The sequence below is a fragment of the Paenibacillus sp. JDR-2 genome (genome assembly GCF_000023585.1).
Classification (GTDB): Bacteria; Bacillota; Bacilli; order Paenibacillales; family Paenibacillaceae; genus Pristimantibacillus.
In genome coordinates this window covers 5060803-5078101 of sequence record NC_012914.1, presented here as the reverse complement: position 1 = coordinate 5078101, position 17299 = coordinate 5060803, and the positions used below count along the sequence as shown (strand labels likewise).

At 52.4% G+C, this 17299-nt stretch carries 17 protein-coding genes; 16 read left to right on the top strand and 1 reads right to left on the bottom strand.

Annotation, left to right across the window (positions count from 1 at the left end; translation table 11 throughout):
- Window positions 1-94 precede the first annotated feature (94 nt).
- From PJDR2_RS22205 to yajC, 16 genes are all read left to right on the top strand, one after another.
- Complete coding sequence (locus tag PJDR2_RS22205) at window positions 95-832, top strand: Spo0B domain-containing protein (RefSeq protein WP_015845971.1); 738 nt, start codon at window positions 95-97, stop codon at window positions 830-832.
- 13 nt (window positions 833-845) lie between these two features.
- Complete coding sequence (gene obgE, locus PJDR2_RS22200) at window positions 846-2165, top strand: GTPase ObgE (RefSeq protein ID WP_015845970.1); 1320 nt, start codon at window positions 846-848, stop codon at window positions 2163-2165.
- Between the two features lie 146 nt (window positions 2166-2311).
- Window positions 2312-2749, top strand: a complete 438-nt coding sequence (locus tag PJDR2_RS22195; RefSeq protein ID WP_015845969.1) for an ACT domain-containing protein — start codon at window positions 2312-2314, stop codon at window positions 2747-2749.
- 18 nt (window positions 2750-2767) lie between these two features.
- On the top strand, window positions 2768-4054 hold the full coding sequence (locus tag PJDR2_RS22190) for a homoserine dehydrogenase (protein ID WP_015845968.1): 1287 nt from the start codon (window positions 2768-2770) through the stop codon (window positions 4052-4054).
- A gap of 60 nt (window positions 4055-4114) precedes the next feature.
- Entirely contained in the window at window positions 4115-5089 is a 975-nt protein-coding gene (thrB, locus tag PJDR2_RS22185; protein WP_015845967.1) for a homoserine kinase, read from the top strand.
- The gene (gene pheA / locus PJDR2_RS22180; RefSeq protein ID WP_015845966.1) at window positions 5086-5958 is read left to right on the top strand and encodes a prephenate dehydratase; all 873 of its coding nucleotides are present in this window, start codon (window positions 5086-5088) and stop codon (window positions 5956-5958) included. Before thrB ends, pheA begins: the two co-directional genes overlap by 4 nt.
- A gap of 157 nt (window positions 5959-6115) precedes the next feature.
- Window positions 6116-8452 carry a LysM peptidoglycan-binding domain-containing protein gene (locus PJDR2_RS32050; RefSeq protein ID WP_015845965.1) on the top strand — a complete coding sequence of 779 codons (2337 nt, stop codon included), beginning with the start codon at window positions 6116-6118 and terminating at the stop codon, window positions 8450-8452.
- A gap of 156 nt (window positions 8453-8608) precedes the next feature.
- Window positions 8609-9262: a BofC C-terminal domain-containing protein gene (locus tag PJDR2_RS22170; protein WP_049790069.1), complete on the top strand. Its 654-nt coding sequence runs from the start codon at window positions 8609-8611 to the stop codon at window positions 9260-9262.
- 161 nt (window positions 9263-9423) lie between these two features.
- Complete coding sequence (ruvC, locus tag PJDR2_RS22165; protein WP_015845963.1) at window positions 9424-9924, top strand: crossover junction endodeoxyribonuclease RuvC; 501 nt, start codon at window positions 9424-9426, stop codon at window positions 9922-9924.
- Window positions 9921-10559, top strand: coding sequence for a Holliday junction branch migration protein RuvA (gene ruvA, locus PJDR2_RS22160; protein WP_015845962.1), 639 nt, complete (start codon window positions 9921-9923; stop codon window positions 10557-10559). Before ruvC ends, ruvA begins: the two co-directional genes overlap by 4 nt.
- Before the next feature lie 20 nt (window positions 10560-10579).
- Complete coding sequence (gene ruvB, locus PJDR2_RS22155) at window positions 10580-11581, top strand: Holliday junction branch migration DNA helicase RuvB (protein ID WP_015845961.1); 1002 nt, start codon at window positions 10580-10582, stop codon at window positions 11579-11581.
- Window positions 11582-11586: 5 nt separating this feature from the next.
- Window positions 11587-12030 carry a thiol-disulfide oxidoreductase DCC family protein gene (locus PJDR2_RS22150; protein WP_015845960.1) on the top strand — a complete coding sequence of 148 codons (444 nt, stop codon included), beginning with the start codon at window positions 11587-11589 and terminating at the stop codon, window positions 12028-12030.
- Complete coding sequence (locus PJDR2_RS22145) at window positions 12030-14135, top strand: SpoIID/LytB domain-containing protein (protein WP_015845959.1); 2106 nt, start codon at window positions 12030-12032, stop codon at window positions 14133-14135. The genes PJDR2_RS22150 and PJDR2_RS22145 overlap by 1 nt, the downstream gene beginning before the upstream one ends.
- A 7-nt stretch (window positions 14136-14142) precedes the next feature.
- Window positions 14143-15189, top strand: a complete 1047-nt coding sequence (gene queA, locus PJDR2_RS22140; protein ID WP_015845958.1) for a tRNA preQ1(34) S-adenosylmethionine ribosyltransferase-isomerase QueA — start codon at window positions 14143-14145, stop codon at window positions 15187-15189.
- Between the two features lie 47 nt (window positions 15190-15236).
- Window positions 15237-16373: a tRNA guanosine(34) transglycosylase Tgt gene (tgt, locus tag PJDR2_RS22135; protein ID WP_041613565.1), complete on the top strand. Its 1137-nt coding sequence runs from the start codon at window positions 15237-15239 to the stop codon at window positions 16371-16373.
- A gap of 33 nt (window positions 16374-16406) precedes the next feature.
- The gene (yajC, locus tag PJDR2_RS22130) at window positions 16407-16721 is read left to right on the top strand and encodes a preprotein translocase subunit YajC (protein ID WP_015845956.1); all 315 of its coding nucleotides are present in this window, start codon (window positions 16407-16409) and stop codon (window positions 16719-16721) included.
- A gap of 86 nt (window positions 16722-16807) precedes the next feature.
- On the opposite strand, the gene PJDR2_RS22125 is transcribed toward yajC, so the two are convergent.
- Window positions 16808-17200 (bottom strand): TIGR04086 family membrane protein, encoded by a 393-nt coding sequence (locus tag PJDR2_RS22125; protein WP_015845955.1) that lies wholly within the window; start codon window positions 17198-17200, stop codon window positions 16808-16810.
- Between the last annotated feature and the right edge of the window lie 99 nt (window positions 17201-17299).

Genomic DNA, 17299 nt, shown 5'->3' with positions numbered 1-17299 from the left:
AGACGTTTCACCTTGGTTTTAGATCTTTCGGCTACCGAAATCGCATGCTATACTGGTTTAGCTAGGAAACAAGCAGAAAGTGGGAACGATCAGGATGGATCGCATTAGAATGGCGAGACAGTCGGCAGCGGCTACCGTTGTGCTGCCCGGTGCGGCTGTACTTATTTGGCCTTCTTCGGTATGGCTGGTTGCACTTTTTCTCTTATGGACAATAGCAGCTGCGGTATTTTGGATCAGGACAGAACGCAAGGAACAGGAACACAGGCTGGCACGGACCGTGTATATGCTGCAGACGGCCAGTGTAAAAACACTAAATCACCACCGGCATGATTGGATGAACGATCTTCAGGTATTGTTTGGTTACATACGGATGAACAAGCTGGATAAAACCGTGGAATACGTGGAGAAAATAAGGGCTAGAATGACGGAAGAGAGCCAAATCGCAAAGCTTGGCGTTCCGTCGCTAATCAGCTATATACAATCTTTCCGTACCCTTACCAATGCCATGCAGCTCCAGGTGAAGCTGGATGAAGGCATTTACCTGAACGAGCTGGATGATGGGGGCAAGACTATTGCGGAAACGTTGATCAGTCTGATCAACGCCTACAGATTTTCGGTAAAGACAGGATACGGCGATCCGGCAGTACTTACTGTACAGCTCTCCCGCGAAGAGGAGATGCTGATTGTAGCTATTTATTACGAGGGCGATTTAACCAGCGAGCAACAGCTTGCGGATAAAATAAAACAGCAGTTGGAAGGCGCGTCTCTATTGCCGGTCGATGTGGAGCATCCGCAGCGGAAATTGGTATTAAAAGCGGAATGGCGCGCTTGAACGGGGGCAAAACATGTTTGTCGATAAAGCGAAGATATTTGTAAAAGGCGGCAACGGAGGCAACGGGATCGTGTCCTACCGCCGCGAGAAATACGTACCTGAAGGCGGACCTGCAGGCGGCGACGGCGGAAATGGCGGCGACGTTATTTTCCGTGTGGACGAGGGTCTCAGAACGCTGATGGACTTCCGTTACCAGAAGCACTTCAAAGGACCGGCAGGCGAGCGCGGCAAAGTAAAATCGATGCACGGCGCAAGCGCGGACGATATGATTATACGTATCCCTCCGGGAACTGTCATTGTGGATGACGATACGCAGGAAATTATCGCCGATATGACGCGCCACGGGCAAGAAGTTGTCGTTGCGCGCGGCGGGCGCGGCGGACGAGGCAACATCCGGTTCGCGACGATTAACAATCCTGCTCCGGATATTTGCGAGAACGGGGAAGAAGGGCAAGAGCGCTGGGTAACGCTGGAGCTCAAAGTGATGGCGGACGTGGGGCTTGTGGGCTTCCCGAGCGTAGGCAAATCGACGCTTCTCTCGGTTGTGTCCGGTGCTAAGCCAAAGATTGGCGCGTACCATTTCACAACGATTACGCCTAACCTTGGTGTCGTAGACGTTGGCGACGGCCGCAGCTTCGTTATGGCCGATCTGCCTGGCTTGATCGAAGGTGCTCATGAAGGCGTAGGGCTTGGCCATGAATTCCTGCGGCATGTTGAACGCACAAGAGTAATTGTGCATGTCCTGGATATGGCGGGTACGGAAGGCCGCGATCCGTTCGAGGATTGGGTCAAAATTAACGAAGAGCTTGTGAAATACAACGAGAAGCTGTCGGAACGTCCGCAGATCATTGCGGCGAACAAGATGGATATGCCGGAGGCGGCTGATAATCTGGAGCTGTTCAAGCAGCAGCTGGACGAGGTTCGCGGTGACCGGGAATACCTTATCGTGCCGATCTCCTCGCTGACCAAGCAAGGCGTGCAGGAGCTCTTGTACAAAGCGGCGGATACGCTGGACTCGGTTCCGGAAGAAGTATCGGTTGAAGAAGTGAAGGATGTCGCGGAACGTAAAGTATTCACGTTCGAGAAGCGTGAGGATGACAGCTTTACGATTCATCGCGAAGACGAGATTTTTGTCGTGCAGGGCGCAAGAATCGAGAATTATCTGAAGCGTATGAACATGAACTCGTACGACGCGATTATGCGTTTTGCGCAAATGATGCGCAAAATGGGCGTTGACGCAGCGCTACGCCGCGAAGGCGCGAGGGACGGAGATACGGTTCAGATTGCCGACTTTACGTTCGAGTTCTTCGAGGGCAGCGACTATAACGGTTAATGAAATATAGCAAAAAAGAGGAAAGACGGCCTATGGCCGTCTTTTTTTTGTTGAAAAGCATCGCAGTTACCTATTGCCGCATTTCTTATATTCCGATATAATGTCCATTATAGAAGAACATCTGTCTTTGTAGGGAGGACGAAATAGTGACGCAACGTTATTATGTCGTTCGTGAGGATATGCTCCCGGAAGCGATCGTAAAGACGATCCAGGTCAAAGAGATGCTTGGCCGGGGCGAGGCGTCCACGGTGCATGAGGCGGTAGAGAAGGTAGGACTTAGCCGAAGCGCCTTTTATAAGTATAAAGATGGCGTATATGCGCTTCAGGAGCTGGAAAGAGAACGGATCGTGACGATATCGATGGATTTGGAGCATCGATCCGGTGTATTATCTAAGGTATTGGCTCTTGTGGCAAGCCTTGAAGGGAATGTGCTGACGATGAATCAGAGCATTCCGCTGCAGGGTTTAGCCAATGTCGTTTTATCCGTAGATATTTCACAGCTGAATGAGGAACTAACAACGCTGATTGAAGTCATTCGCAGCCAGGAAGGCGTGCGGAAAGCTGCCGTTATCGGACAAGGTTGATTAGATGGAGGGAAATGTATGAAGCCAGTGAAGGTAGGATTGCTTGGTCTCGGTACTGTAGGGACTGGCGTAGTGCGCATTGTTGAAGGACATCAGGAAGATTTGCAAAGCCAGGTCGGCTCCCCGATCGTTATCGAGAAAATTCTCGTGCAAAATAAAAGCAAAGCCCGCAGCATTTCGATTGACGCAAACAAGCTGACGGAAGATCCTTGGGAAATTATCGGCAATCCGGATATCGACGTTATCGTTGAAGTGATGGGCGGCATTGGATCAACAAAAGAATACATCATGGAAGCTCTTTCCCGCGGCAAGCATGTCGTAACCGCGAATAAGGATCTGATGGCGCTGCACGGCCCGGAGATTCTGGCGAAAGCGCAGGAGCATGGCTGCGACGTGCTGTACGAAGCAAGCGTTGCCGGCGGTATTCCAATTATCCGTACGCTGGTGGAGGGCTTCTCTTCCGACCGGATTACGAAGATTATGGGTATCGTGAACGGTACGACCAACTACATTTTGTCAAAGATGAGCCTTGAGGGTGCATCCTATGGCGATGTGCTTAAAGAAGCGCAGGAGCTTGGTTATGCTGAAGCGGATCCAACCTCCGACGTAGAAGGCCTGGATGCGGCGCGCAAGATGACGATTCTTGCAACGCTTGGCTTCCGCGCGAAGGTAGCGCTTGAAGATGTGTCCGTACAAGGCATGTCGAAGGTGTCCAAAGAGGATATCCTGTATGCGAAGCGTCTTGGCTACGAAGTGAAGCTGCTGGGTATCGCAGAGCGTCAAGATGACCAGTTCAGCATCAGCGTACAGCCGACAATGGTGAAGAAATCGCATCCGATCGCATCGGTTAACGGCGTATATAACGCGGTATACGTGTATGGCGAAGCGGTAGGCGAGACCATGTTCTATGGTCCTGGCGCAGGAGAGCTGCCAACTGCAACTTCGATCGTATCCGACCTTGTAGCGGTTGTGAAGAACCTGAAGCTTGGCGTTAACGGCAAGCAAAGCGTACTTACTTACAAAGAGAAGAAGCTCAAATCCGACGAGCAGATCTCTTCGAAATATTTCCTTTTGCTGCATGTGGATGACCGCGCGGGCGTACTGGCGCAAATTACGCAAATTTTCGCCGAGTACGAAGTAAGCCTGGAGTCGGTGCTCCAGCAGCCCAATCCGAATAATCCGGATGCCGAAATTATCGTGATTACGCATGATGCGAATAAAGCTGCAATCCAAAAAGTTCTGCAGAAGTTTGAGTCGCTGGACGTTATTCGCAAAGTGAAAAGCGTATACCGTGTAGAAGGCTAAGCCGTCTGTACTTAAGCAGCAGGATTTATTGCAAAAGCAAACAAAGGAGCTTTATCCGTCATGAATAATCGTCGAGTAATTGTGAAAGTGCCGGCCAGCACGGCGAATTTGGGTCCTGGCTTCGATACGCTTGGCATGGCGCTTTCGCTCTATGCGTGGATCGAGATGTCGGCAGCGGAGACTACAACCTTCCGGCTGTACGGCGATCAAATGCAAGGCATTCCAACCGATAAATCGAATCTGTTGTATAAAGTGGCTCAGCTTGTATTTGAAGAAGCGGGCGTGAGCGTTCCGGAGCTTGATGTTGCGATGTACAGCGATATTCCGCTTGCGAGAGGTCTTGGAAGCAGCGCTTCCGCTATCGTTGGCGCGTTGGTTGCGGCAAATGCGCTGATCGGAAGTCCTCTGACTGATCATAAGCTGTTCCAGCTTGCGACCAAGCTGGAGGGACATCCGGACAATGTCGGGGCTTCCTTGTTTGGCGGTATCGTTGTATCCGCCTGGGACGGTGAGCGTGCGGATTATGTAAGACTTGCGCCGCATGCAAAGCTGGAGACGCTTGTTGCGATCCCGGCTTTCCAACTGGCAACGGAAAAAGCCCGTCATGCCTTGCCTAAGCAAATCAGCATGGCTGACGCCGTATTTAATGTCGGACGCAGCTCCCTTCTTGTTGCGGCGCTGGCTAGCGGTGAGCTTGGATTGATCCGCCATGCGATGCGCGACCGGCTTCATCAGCCATACCGGGCACCTCTTATTCCCGGCATGTCGACGATTCTGGAGCAGGCCGTCGAATACGGCGCGCTTGGAGCTGCGCTTAGCGGAGCGGGCCCTACTCTTATCGCGTTTGTTGATGCTGACAGCAAGAGCAAATCCGAGCTGGAGCAATTCCTGCTCGCCACATTGAAGCAGGAAGGCATCGAAGCAGAGACGATGTGGCTGAAGCCAGGCGGAGAAGGCCCGTTGATTACGGTCGAGGATGCAGCAACCCCTACTCCAGGGCTTATGGAACGGATCAAAGGAGAAGTTGTTCGATGAAGACGATAGCAGTACTCCCGGCCGGCTCCGTATCGGATGAAGCAGTGAAGCGGCTGTTTGCCGGAGAATCCATGAATTGGAAGCATCACCGCCTGATTGCGGACGTGTTCATGTCGACCGTAAACGGCGTAAGCGATTATAGCGTTGTTCCCATAGAGAATACGATTGAGGGCTCCGTCAATCTGCATGTGGACTGGCTGGTTCATGAGGTGGATCTGCCCATCCAGGCGGAATGGGTATACCCTTCGATTCAGAATCTGATCGGACGCAGCTCCGAAGCAGCCGGAGAAGGCGGTACGGTTGATTTCAGCCAGATCAGGAAAGTGATCAGCCATCCGGTAGCGATTGCGCAATGTCTCCAGTTTTTGCGGAGCGAGCTCCCGCATGCAGAGATTGAGACGGCTGGCAGCACGTCGGAGGGCGTCAAGATCGTGAAGGAAAACCCCGGCCAAGGCTGGGCGGCGATTGGCACGATGACCGCTGCCGGCAACAACGGGCTTGATGTGCTGAGCCGGGGAATCACAGACCACGATAATAACTTTACCCGTTTCCTGCTGGTGGGGAGCAAGCCGTTTACGGCACGGCAATCCGATAAGCAGAAGACGAGTATTCTGATTACGCTGCCTGAGGACTACCCGGGTGCCTTGCATCAAGTGCTTGCCGCGTTTGCCTGGCGGAAGATCAACCTGTCGAAGATCGAATCCCGGCCGACGAAGAAAAAGCTGGGCAATTATTATTTTTATATCGATATCGACATGGCGCTGGATACGGTACTTCTGCCTTCGGCACTGGAAGAAATCGAAGCGATCGGATGCCAGGTGCGGATTCTTGGCAGCTATCCAAGCTTTACATACGAGCAGCTTCTGTAATGAAATGATAAGCCATAGCGTTGCCCTTTTATGGGCAGCGCTATTTTTTTTGCGTGAAGGTGGAGACACCAGCCTACGTTCTGCATAGGATGTAATGATTGATAGCAGGCATTCGCCGTGCCGTTACACAAAGAACGTGACAGGAGGTTTTTTGCTAGTGAAAATCCATGTTGTAAAGAAAGGCGATACATTGTATTTCATTGCCCAGAAACATAATGTATCGATCGAAGACATTTTAAAGCTGAACCCTTCCATTACGAACCCGGATATGCTGGATGTTGGAATGAAGCTGAAGGTTCCATCGGCAAACGAGGTTGGCGGCGGAACAGGAGGACTGGATATTATGCATCAGCATGTAGTGAAACAAGGGGATACGCTTTGGAAGCTGTCGAAAGCTTGGGGAGTGCCTCTGGCAGACATGATTAAAGCGAATCCGCAGCTTAAAAACCCGAATGTGCTCCTGACAGGCGAAATTGTCAACATACCTAAAACAGCTACTCCGACAGAAGTACAGGGCGGCGGCGTAACCGCACAAGGTACAGGAAACGCGCATCATCCGCTTCATCCGATGTCGCTGATGCATGGCGTACAGAATTGGGTTGGCAAGAAGCCAACTGGCCAAATGCCGGCAGCTCAAGCACCGGTTCAAAAAACGCCAACCGCTCCAATAGCTCCTGTAGCTCCGATCGAGAAAAAACCAACGGCGCCAATTGTTACTCCCGTAGCTCCGGCAGCGAAAGAGCAGCCTGCAAAGAAAGCTCTGCCTATTCAAAAATCGCCGGGTAAAAAAGCGAAGCATGCTGAAGAAGCAGCAAACGTGAAGCCGAATATGAAACCAAACATGAAGCCTGTTATGGAAGCTAACGTTCAACCAAATATGAAGCCAAACGTGTCGCCAATCATGCAATCCAATGCCGAGCCTAGTCTGCAGCCAAGCGTAGATTTATTCAAGCAATACGGTATTCCTGCAGTAGAAGCGGCATCCCAGCAGCACCATGGCTACGGCAATATGGCGCCAATGGTATCCCCGATGCAAGTTGGCCCTGGTTTCGGTTACGGTCATGGCGGCTGGCCAGGATCCAATGTGAGCCCTGCAAGCGAAGGACCATGGTGCCCTCCAGGGACAATGCCTATCGCGGCTGGTCCTGGCTACGGTTACGGCATGGGTAACGTATCGCCGGCTGTATTTGGTTCCGAAAATGCGTCTCCGGTATTTGGCGCGGAAAATGTAAGCCCCGCAGCGATCGGAAATAATGCAGCTCCTGCGGCTCTAGGCAGCAACGCGGCTCCAACTAATGTAAGCCCTGCTGCAGTAAGTCCAACGCAAGGCTACGGCTTTGTATCGCCGGCAAATGTCGGCCCAGAACATGGATATGGCTACGGCCCAACGGCAGTATCGCCAGCAGAGATGGGACCTGGTTACGGCTATGGCTGGCCAGGTGCGGTGTCTCCAGCAGAGATGGGACCTGGTTACGGCTACGGCCCAACGGCAGTATCCCCAGCAGAGATGGGACCTGGTTACGGCTATGGCTGGCCAGGTGCGGTGTCTCCAGCAGAGATGGGACCTGGATACGGCTACGGCCCAACGGCAGTATCCCCAGCAGAAATGGGACCTGGTTACGGCTGGCCAGGTGCGGTATCGCCAGCAGAAATGGGACCTGGATACGGCTACGGCCCAACGGCAGTATCGCCAGCAGAAATGGGACCTGGATACGGCTGGCCAGGTGCGGTATCTCCGGCTAGCTTTGGTCCCGACAATGTATCTCCGGCCGCTTTGGGAGAAAATAGCGCCCCAACAGCCGTTAGCCCTGAAATGACAGGTCCTGTTGGCGGTTATGGCCACGGCTGGCCGGGAGCTGTATCGCCGGCAAGTATGGGTCCGGAATATGGCTATGGTTACGGCGGAATGGTATCTCCGGTTAACGTTGGCCCGGATTTTGGCTACGGGTACGGTCATCCAGGCATGGTATCGCCGGCAGAAATGGGACCAAACGTGTCGCCTGCAGCGCTAGGCTCCAATGTATCACCTGCTGCGCTTGGATCTAACGTATCGCCTGAAGCGTTAGGCTCGAACGTATCTCCAGCTGCGCTAGGCTCCAATGTATCGCCTGCGGCTCTAGGCTCGAATGTATCTCCAACCGCGCTTGGATCTAATGTATCGCCACTTGCACTTGGACCAAATGCCGCCCCGGCTGCGCTAGGTTCGAATGTATCCCCAGCAAGCATGGGACCAGCCGGCTACGGCTATTACGGCAATCAGGTTGCCGGCGCTCAAGGCTTTAGTCCTTATTCTTACTGGCCTGGCCAAACGGCTGGCGCGCAGAATGATCCATGCGGATGCGGCGGTAAACGCACGGAAGAAGAGCTGATTGAAGCGGTAGCCGAAGCGGTAATCAAAAAATCAAAGCCGCGCAAAACAGCCAAAATCCGTTCGGTTGCTCCAAAATCGTCGAAAAAAACAGACCGCAACAGCAAACCTTGGATTAATCGCTAATGCATAATTTAGAACAGCCTCTTGCCTTTTTTAAGGGCAGGAGGCTGTTTGCTTTTTCTGAAAAATCTCCGTCGATCGCCGTTTCACTTTATGCGTGCATATTATTGGAAGCATTGAGTTAAACTAGGTCAAAAAGAAATACAAGGGGCTATTATTATGATGATGAAGTTCAGCTTATGGAAGCAATTGAAAAAAAGACTGCGACGAGGGCGGCGTCCGATGTGGACCTTGGGATCATTCTTAATTGGAGTGACAGTGCTTGTACAAGCTGTTTACGGCACGCCGGCTGCCGCAGCGGCAGGGGCTGCTGTTAAAGAACCGGGAGAAGGTAATCCCGGTCTGATTCGTATTTTACAGGAGCATGAGGAGCCGCTGGCCGTTCAGTTGCACCGCCAGTACATTTGCGGAGAGGAAACGCAGCCGCTTGGTCAATTGACCTCCGCTGAAGTGATACGAATGCTGGTGTCTCATCCCGAATGGACGGCGATGCTGTCGCAGGACGGCCAGACCGTGCTGCTTGAGCAGGAGATAGAAGATTTCTCTCAATCCTGCAAAGGCAATATTTATATCGGGCTGGATAAACAAGGCTACCTGTCTCTGTTTGAAGGGGCACCAAAAAAAGAGAAGGTCGTAAAGACCTTTTTTCAGTTGGACGTGAAATATATGGAGAGCAGCCTGCCTCAGGATAAGGTAGACCGTCTGTCCGAAGGGATCAAGATAACCGATATGGACGAATACAACAGCGTATTGTCCACCTACAGCGATTTTGCAATGCCGGCCAACCAAAAAGTGATGAAGCCGACTTATTGATCGGATGTTGACCTTCCGCGTTCTCCAGCGGAAGGTTTTTTCATAGACAGAGCGATTCCGCCTCCCTGCGGCGATCTCAAACGCGTGTTCTCATATGGTCCATCTTTTGCTATAATGGACGGATAAGAAGCGGTAATGGCTGCCGCAAAGGAGTTGGCGGATTGCGCGTTCTTGGTATAGACCCCGGCATTGCGATCGCGGGATTTGGTTTTATTGATAAGGATGGCCATAAGCTGAAGCCGGTCCAATACGGCTGTATTCAGACGGCTGCCCATACTCCTCAGGAGGAGAGGCTTGTGCAGATTTACGACTCGGCCGTTGCGCTTATGGATAAGTATAAGCCCGATACCGTGGCCGTAGAGAAGCTGTTCTTCAACCGTAACGTTACAACCGCGTTTGCAGTGGGGCAGGCGAGAGGAGTAATTATTCTGGCTGCTGCCCAGCGGGGACTTCCGGTAGCAGAGTATACGCCGCTTCAGGTAAAGCAGGCCGTTGTAGGTTATGGCAAAGCAGAGAAGCGCCAGGTGCAGGAGATGGTCAAAATGTTTCTTAAGCTGTCGGCCATACCGAAGCCGGATGATGTCGCGGATGCGCTCGCGGTAGCGATCTGTCATGCCCATTCTTCGGGATTGTCGCAAAAAATTAACGAGGTGCTTCGATGATCGATTTTTTACGCGGACTTATATCTCATGTAGAATCCGAATATGTCGTTTTAGATGTCAGAGATGTCGGCTACCAGGTGTTTACGCCTAATCCGTATGCTTTTGCGGGCAAGGAAGGTACCGTCACCATTTATATTCACCATCATGTCCGCGAGGATGCGATTCTTCTGTACGGCTTTGAGTCGCGGGAGGAGCAGACCTTGTTCCGCAAGCTGCTCGAAGTATCGGGTATCGGTCCGAGGGTGGCGCTTGGCATACTGGCCGGCGGGCGTCCGGATGCCGTTATCGGCGCGATTCAGCAAGAGAACATCGCGTTCCTGACGAGACTTCCCGGCATTGGGAAAAAGACCGCCCAGCGCATGATTCTTGACCTTAAGGATAAGCTGGCCGGTTTTGCGACGGATGCCGGGCTTCTCGCTGCAGCGGGGCTTGCGCCTCATCAGCCTGTTTCCGCGGCTAGCGCGCAGCAAGGCGCCGGTACAGCCTGGGAAGAAGCTCGCGACGGGCTTTCCGCGCTTGGTTATACGGCCGCCGAGCTGGATAAAGCATGGAGCGCCTTGGCTCCGTCGGTAACCGCGGACGAAACGGTAGACTCATTAATGAAACGTGCCTTGCAGCAGCTGTTTAAAGGCTAACATAAAGGAGCTGAGCGAGGGTGGAAGATCGGATTATATCCGCTAACCTGATGATGGATGAGCAGGCCATGGAGTTAAGCCTGCGCCCCCGGTATCTGGCCGAATATATCGGGCAATCCAAAGCGAAGGAAAATTTAAAGATTTATATAGACGCAGCCAAGATGCGGAAGGAAGCACTGGACCACGTTCTGCTGTACGGGCCTCCCGGGCTCGGGAAAACAACGCTGTCGAACATTATCGCCAATGAGCTTGGCGTTAATTTGCGCACAACGTCGGGTCCGGCAATCGAACGCCCCGGCGACCTTGCCGCCCTGCTGACCAATCTGCAGGAGGGCGATGTACTGTTCATCGACGAAATCCATCGCCTTCACCGGACGGTAGAGGAAGTGCTCTATCCTGCAATGGAGGATTTCGCGCTGGACATTATGATCGGCAAAGGGCCAAGTGCCAGGTCGGTCCGTCTCGACCTGCCGCCGTTTACGCTTATTGGCGCGACGACAAGAGCGGGCCTCCTGTCGGCGCCGCTGCGCGACCGGTTTGGCGTCATCAGCCGTTTGGAATTCTATACGATGGATGAGCTGGCTTACATCGTATCCCGCTCGGCTGAAATTTTTGACATTGCCATTATCGGAGAAGCATCGGAAGAAATCGCGATGCGTTCCCGGGGAACGCCGCGTATTGCGAACCGTCTATTGAAGCGGGTACGCGATTACGCGCAGGTACGCGGAGACGGCATTATTACGCACGAGATTGCAAAGTCCGCGCTGGAGCTGCAGCAAGTCGATCCGGTGGGGCTTGATAGTATCGACCACAAGATGCTTTTGGCCATGATGACGACGTTTGCCGGCCGTCCGGTCGGCCTGGATACGATTGCCGCGTCCATTGGCGAAGAGAGTCAGACGATCGAGGATGTCTACGAGCCTTACTTAATGCAGATCGGATTTCTTCAGCGGACGCCGCGCGGCCGAATCGCAACGGATCAGGCATACCGTCATCTCGGGATGCCTGTACCGGAAAGGTGAGGAAGATGAAGAGCGAGCGGGAAATGCTGTATGTCGTATATGACGGAACCTGTAATTTGTGCATGGGTACGGTAAGGAAGCTGCAAGAGCTTCGTTCCAACGCCAATCTGATTTTCGTGCCTATTCAATCGCTTGGCGAAGCGGGGAACCGTGTTCCGGGAATCGAGAAGGTAGCGGAGGCGGAACTATACGAGAAGATGCATGTCGCAGACGAAAAAGGCCGGCTCTATGCAGGCGCTGACGGCGTTGTCCGGATTTTGCGCACCATAAAAGGCTTCCGCCTGCTTGCTTTGCTTTACCGCTTGCCCGGCTTAAGCCGGGTTGGCGATTTATTGTACCGCTATATTGCGAAACGCAGATATGACTGGTTTGGACGTACGGAGCAAAGCTGCTCCGTGAATGGCTGCTCCGTGCCGCCGCAGCATGAGAGGGGAAAGGGGAATCATTGATGAATTTTCAACGATGGTCGTTCAAGCGGTTATCCCTGCTTACGATCGCCGGATTATTGTTTGTATCGACTTGGTGGGCCAAGCCGTCGCTTGGCGCCGTTCCGCAGCTTGATACGATTCGTGTTGCTATCTATCTGCAGCTGCCGGGAAAATACCAGGTTAACACGGCGGCAGCTACATTTTCTTCTGCCGGCGGTTTAACTATAGGAATGAGCGATCCTTCTGGTACGGTACCGTGGATCAATACCGGGGCGAATGTGCAGTCCCGGATTGCGAAGGACGACTACAAGGTAAAAGTAATCGAGACGGAAAGCTTTGATACGGCTCTTGCCGTTTATAAACGGCTGCAGGCCTTGTCGGGAAGCGGCTTTATTACTTCCCTGAAGAAAAAAGGAAAGACGGTCTATCAGGTAACGGAAGGTACATACGGCAATGCGGCGGATGCTACGGCAGCCATGACCAAATGGATAGCCGACAGCACGATCAGCAAACTGATCGGCAGTGCCAAAGCGGCTATTCAAGGGCCGTACCACCTGGAAAGCGCAACAACTTATGCTTCCGAAGCGGAGGCGGTTAAAGCTTCCGATGCCTTTAGCGCGGCGGGAGTGGATGCATTTGTAGGCGTTCGTAAAGCTGACGGCAGCGCAAATGTGCGTTATTCCGTGTTTGTTGGCACAGCAGCCAGCACGGCTGAACTTAATGTGGTTAAGACAGCTGCCGGCGCAGCGGGCAGCGGGCTGAAGACGGCGGATGATTCCGCTTATCTTCTGGAACGCAATGACCATACTTTAAGCGGCAAGGCAGACAGTCCAATTACGCTTTACGCATTCCCGGTTAATAATGCAAAGGTACGGATTATGCCGGCCGGTGAAAGCACGATCAAGCTTACGGAGCGCAGCAGCCGGACTTACCGGGGGCAATTCGAGGTTAGCGAATTTAACGGCAAGCTGGCCGTCGTTAACGAACTTCCGTTCGAGCAATATTTGTATTCGGTAGTTGGCGGTGAGATGATTGCGTCATGGCCGCTTGAAGCGCTTAAAGCACAGGCGGTATCGGCACGAACGTATGCGCTGTATCAGGGTGCCGGCTTCCAAATCGCTAACGTGGTGGATAGCGTAAGCAGCCAGGAATATCAGGGGACTGTAACGGAGAAGCCTTCTACTATTCAAGCGGTAGACGAGACGGCCGGCGAAGTGATGCTGTACAACGGCAAGCTGATTGAGGCTCTGTTCTCGTCGAACGGCGGCGGTAAAACGGCCGACGCTTCAGAGATTTGGGGTAATTCCGTTGCCTACTTGAAGAGCGTTTCCAGTCCGACGGACAGCTCCTCGGAGAAGGGCTTGTACAACTGGTATCGCGTTGTTCTTCCGAACAATCAGACCGGTTATATCCGCGAGGATCTCCTGACCGATTCCGGTCAGACGAATGCGGCCGGCGTAAAACTGATGACCGTAAATACGGACGCCTCTAAGGTGCGGAAAAATCCGAAAGTGGAAGATACCGTTGCGTTAGTCGGGCAAGTGAATAAAGGAACGGTTGTTGCCGTTCTGGACAAAGCGGTCGAGAACAACGCGATGTCCTGGGTGAAGGGGCCTTTCACGTCTTCGGAGCTTCTTGCTACGATGACGAAACAGGCTAGCGTCACAGGTCCGATTACTTCCTTGCAGGTCGGAACAACGGGTCCTTCGGGCCGTGTTACGCAATTGCTTGTCAATGGACAGTCTTACAATGTAAAATATCCAGATGTGCTTCGTTCGGCGCTTGGCGGATTGCCCAGCACGCTGTTTAAGGTAGACGAGACGGCGAAGGTGACCATGCTTGGGGCAAACGGCTCGACCCGCACGAAGACTTCCTCCGCTCAGCCCGTCTATATGATTCAGGCAGGCGGCAAAGTCACGCAGGCGGACAGCAACGTTATTGTTATGAACGGGGACAGCCAGATCCGTGCGACAACCAAGGATCCTTCCTTCCGTTTTGTCGGATCGGGGTACGGCCACGGAATCGGATTATCTCAATATGGAGCCTTAGGTCTGGCGCAGCAAGGGTATGACTACTCTTATATCTTGCAATACTACTATAAAGATGTAACCATCGCTAAGGAATGATTGATTCATGAACGTAGATTGGTTTGATTTTGAATTACCCGAGCATCTGATCGCTCAAACGCCTCTTGCAGACCGTACGGCTTCAAGATTACTGGCGCTTAACAAAGAGACGGGCGAAATCGCGCACCGTACCTTTACGGATCTCGCCGAATATATGAATGCGGGAGACGTGCTTGTTCTGAACAACACGCGCGTCATTCCGGCGCGTCTCACAGGAGTGAAGCCCGATACAGGCGCGAAGATCGAACTGTTGCTTCTGAAACAGCTGGAAGGCGACCGTTGGGAGACTTTGGCCAAGCCGGCCAAGCGTATAAAGGTAGGCTCTGAGCTGTGGTTCGGCGACAACGGAAGCGGTGAACCGCTTCTCCGCGCGATTGTAGAGGATGAAGGCGATATGGGGGGGCGGACGATTCGCTTCCGGTACGAGGGCATCTTCCAGGAGCTGCTCGACCGTCTAGGGGAGATGCCTCTGCCTCCTTATATCAAGGAAAGGCTGGAGGAGAGAGAACGCTACCAGACCGTATATGCCAAGCATGAAGGTTCGGCTGCAGCTCCTACGGCGGGGCTCCATTTTACGAAGGAGTTTCTGCAACAACTGGTCGACAAAGGGGTTAAGCTTGCTTATATTACCCTTCATGTTGGTCTCGGAACCTTCCGGCCGATGTCCGTTGATAAGGTTGAAGAGCATGAGATGCATTCGGAGTATTACGAGCTGGACGAACAAAATGCCGTAATAATAAATGAAGCCAAATCGTCGGGAGCCCGTATAATAGCTGTGGGCACAACCTCCTCGAGAACGCTCGAGACGGTAGCCGCAAGGTTTGAAGGCGGACCTATTGAGGCATGCAACGGCTGGACGGATATTTTTATTTTCCCGGGATACAACTTTAAGCTGGTAGACGCCCTGCTGACAAACTTCCATTTGCCGAAATCGACACTCGTAATGCTGGTCAGCGCACTGGCCGGACGGGAAGCGATTATGAAGGCTTACGGGGAGGCTGTTCGCGAAGAATACCGATTCTTCAGCTTCGGCGACGCCATGTTTATCTATTAGCACCAGCTTGCGCAAGCATGATAATTCCAAGTAGACAGGAAGAATGAATAGTGGCTGTAAAATACGAATTAATTAAAGTTTGCAAACAGTCCGGCGCGCGTCTTGGACGAGTCCATACTCCGCACGGCGTTATCGAGACGCCAACGTTTATGCCGGTAGGGACCCAGGCAACCGTCAAGACGATGAGTCCGGAAGAATTAAAAACGATGGACGCTCAAATTATTTTGAGCAACACGTACCATTTGTTCCTTCGCCCTGGCCATGATATTGTCGGCCGGGCAGGAGGCCTTCACAAATTCATGAACTGGGACCGTCCGATTCTGACCGACAGCGGCGGTTTTCAAGTATTCAGCTTAAGCGACATGCGCAAAATCACGGAGGAAGGCGTACAATTCCGCTCCCATCTGAACGGGGACAAGTTGTTTATCTCTCCGGAGAAGGCGATGGAGATCCAGAATGCGCTTGGCTCGGATATTATGATGGCCTTTGACGAATGTCCGCCATATCCGGCTGATTATGATTACGTGAAGCAATCGCTTGAGCGCACAACGCGCTGGGCAGAGCGTTGCCTGAATTCCCATGCCCGCAAACATGACCAAGGATTGTTTGCAATCGTGCAGGGTGGCATGTACAAAGACCTGCGGATCCAGAGCGCGAAGGATTTGACTTCCATGGATTTCCCGGGGTATGCTATTGGTGGACTAAGTGTAGGCGAGCCTAAGCATTTAATGTATGAGGTGCTTGATTACACGGTACCTGAGCTGCCAACAACCAAACCAAGGTATTTGATGGGCGTTGGTTCGCCGGACGCATTGATCGAAGGTTCGATCCGCGGTGTCGATATGTTCGACTGCGTATTGCCGACACGTATTGCCCGCAACGGGACAACGATGACAAGCCAAGGCCGGCTTGTTGTCCGCAACGCGAAGTTTGCGGAAGACTTTGGCCCGCTTGATCCGGAATGCTCTTGCTACACCTGCCAGAACTACTCGCGGGCTTATATCCGCCATTTGCTCAAAGCAGATGAAACGTTTGGCATCCGATTGACGACTTATCACAACTTACATTTCTTATTACAGCTCATGCGTGATGTACGTCAGGCGATTATGGAAGACCGTCTTCTTGATTTCCGCGATGATTTCTTCACGAAGTATGGACTGTTTGATAACGACAAAGGCTTTTAAAAATTAGATTTTAGGGAAAGGGGGGGAATTTCCATGAATGCATATCTAGCAGCAGGCGAGGCAGGCGGCACGAATATTTTCCAAATGATCTGGCCTTTTATTCTTATGTTTGCGGTGTTCTATTTCTTGCTTATCCGTCCGCAACAAAAGAAAACCAAACAGCGCAACTCGCTTCTCAGCCAGCTGAAGAAGGGTGATAAAATTCAAACGATTGGCGGTCTTCAGGGCACAATCGTTGAGCTGACGGACGACATTGTTGTGCTTCGCGTAAACGACACAACCAAGATGACGTTCGACCGCAGCGCAATCAGCTCCGTACTGAACAGCGCGCCGGCAGCAACGGAATAATGCCAAATGAAAAGAAGCTGATCCTTAGGGTCAGCTTCTTTTTTGCATGCTTGTAGTATGTGCAATGGCATCGTTATTCATTACCCTTATTTCTTAAGGTTAACCCCGATCATTCCGCCAAAGGCGCCAGCCAGCATTGCGGCAAGCAGCATCATGGCGCTTTTGCCGGACAATCCGCTGTTGGCTGCAAGGAAACCGATGGTCAGCACGGTAATGCCGTAAATTAAGCCGAGCAGCGCACCGTGATACCAGCCTTTCATACCGGAGCGTTTGCCCGATACAAATCCGCCGGCTAGAGCGGATAAGCCATGGACGGCAAGCGAGTACTGAGGCAGGTTATTTTCCTTCATATTGCTGAAATAAAGCAAAAACGAAAGCAACAGTGCGCCTATAGCAAGCCAAATAATCGAATATATAACGCCTGCAATTAGCGGAGAGCCGATACGCGGCGGCCGGGCGATCGATTTGATCGAATTCATCTTATTCCCCCCTTGTACAAGACTATTAGTACACCTTATGGTCAAGCTGCCCCGATTAGACCTGTCGTTTGGTGTGACTGGACGATATTTGCAACTTTT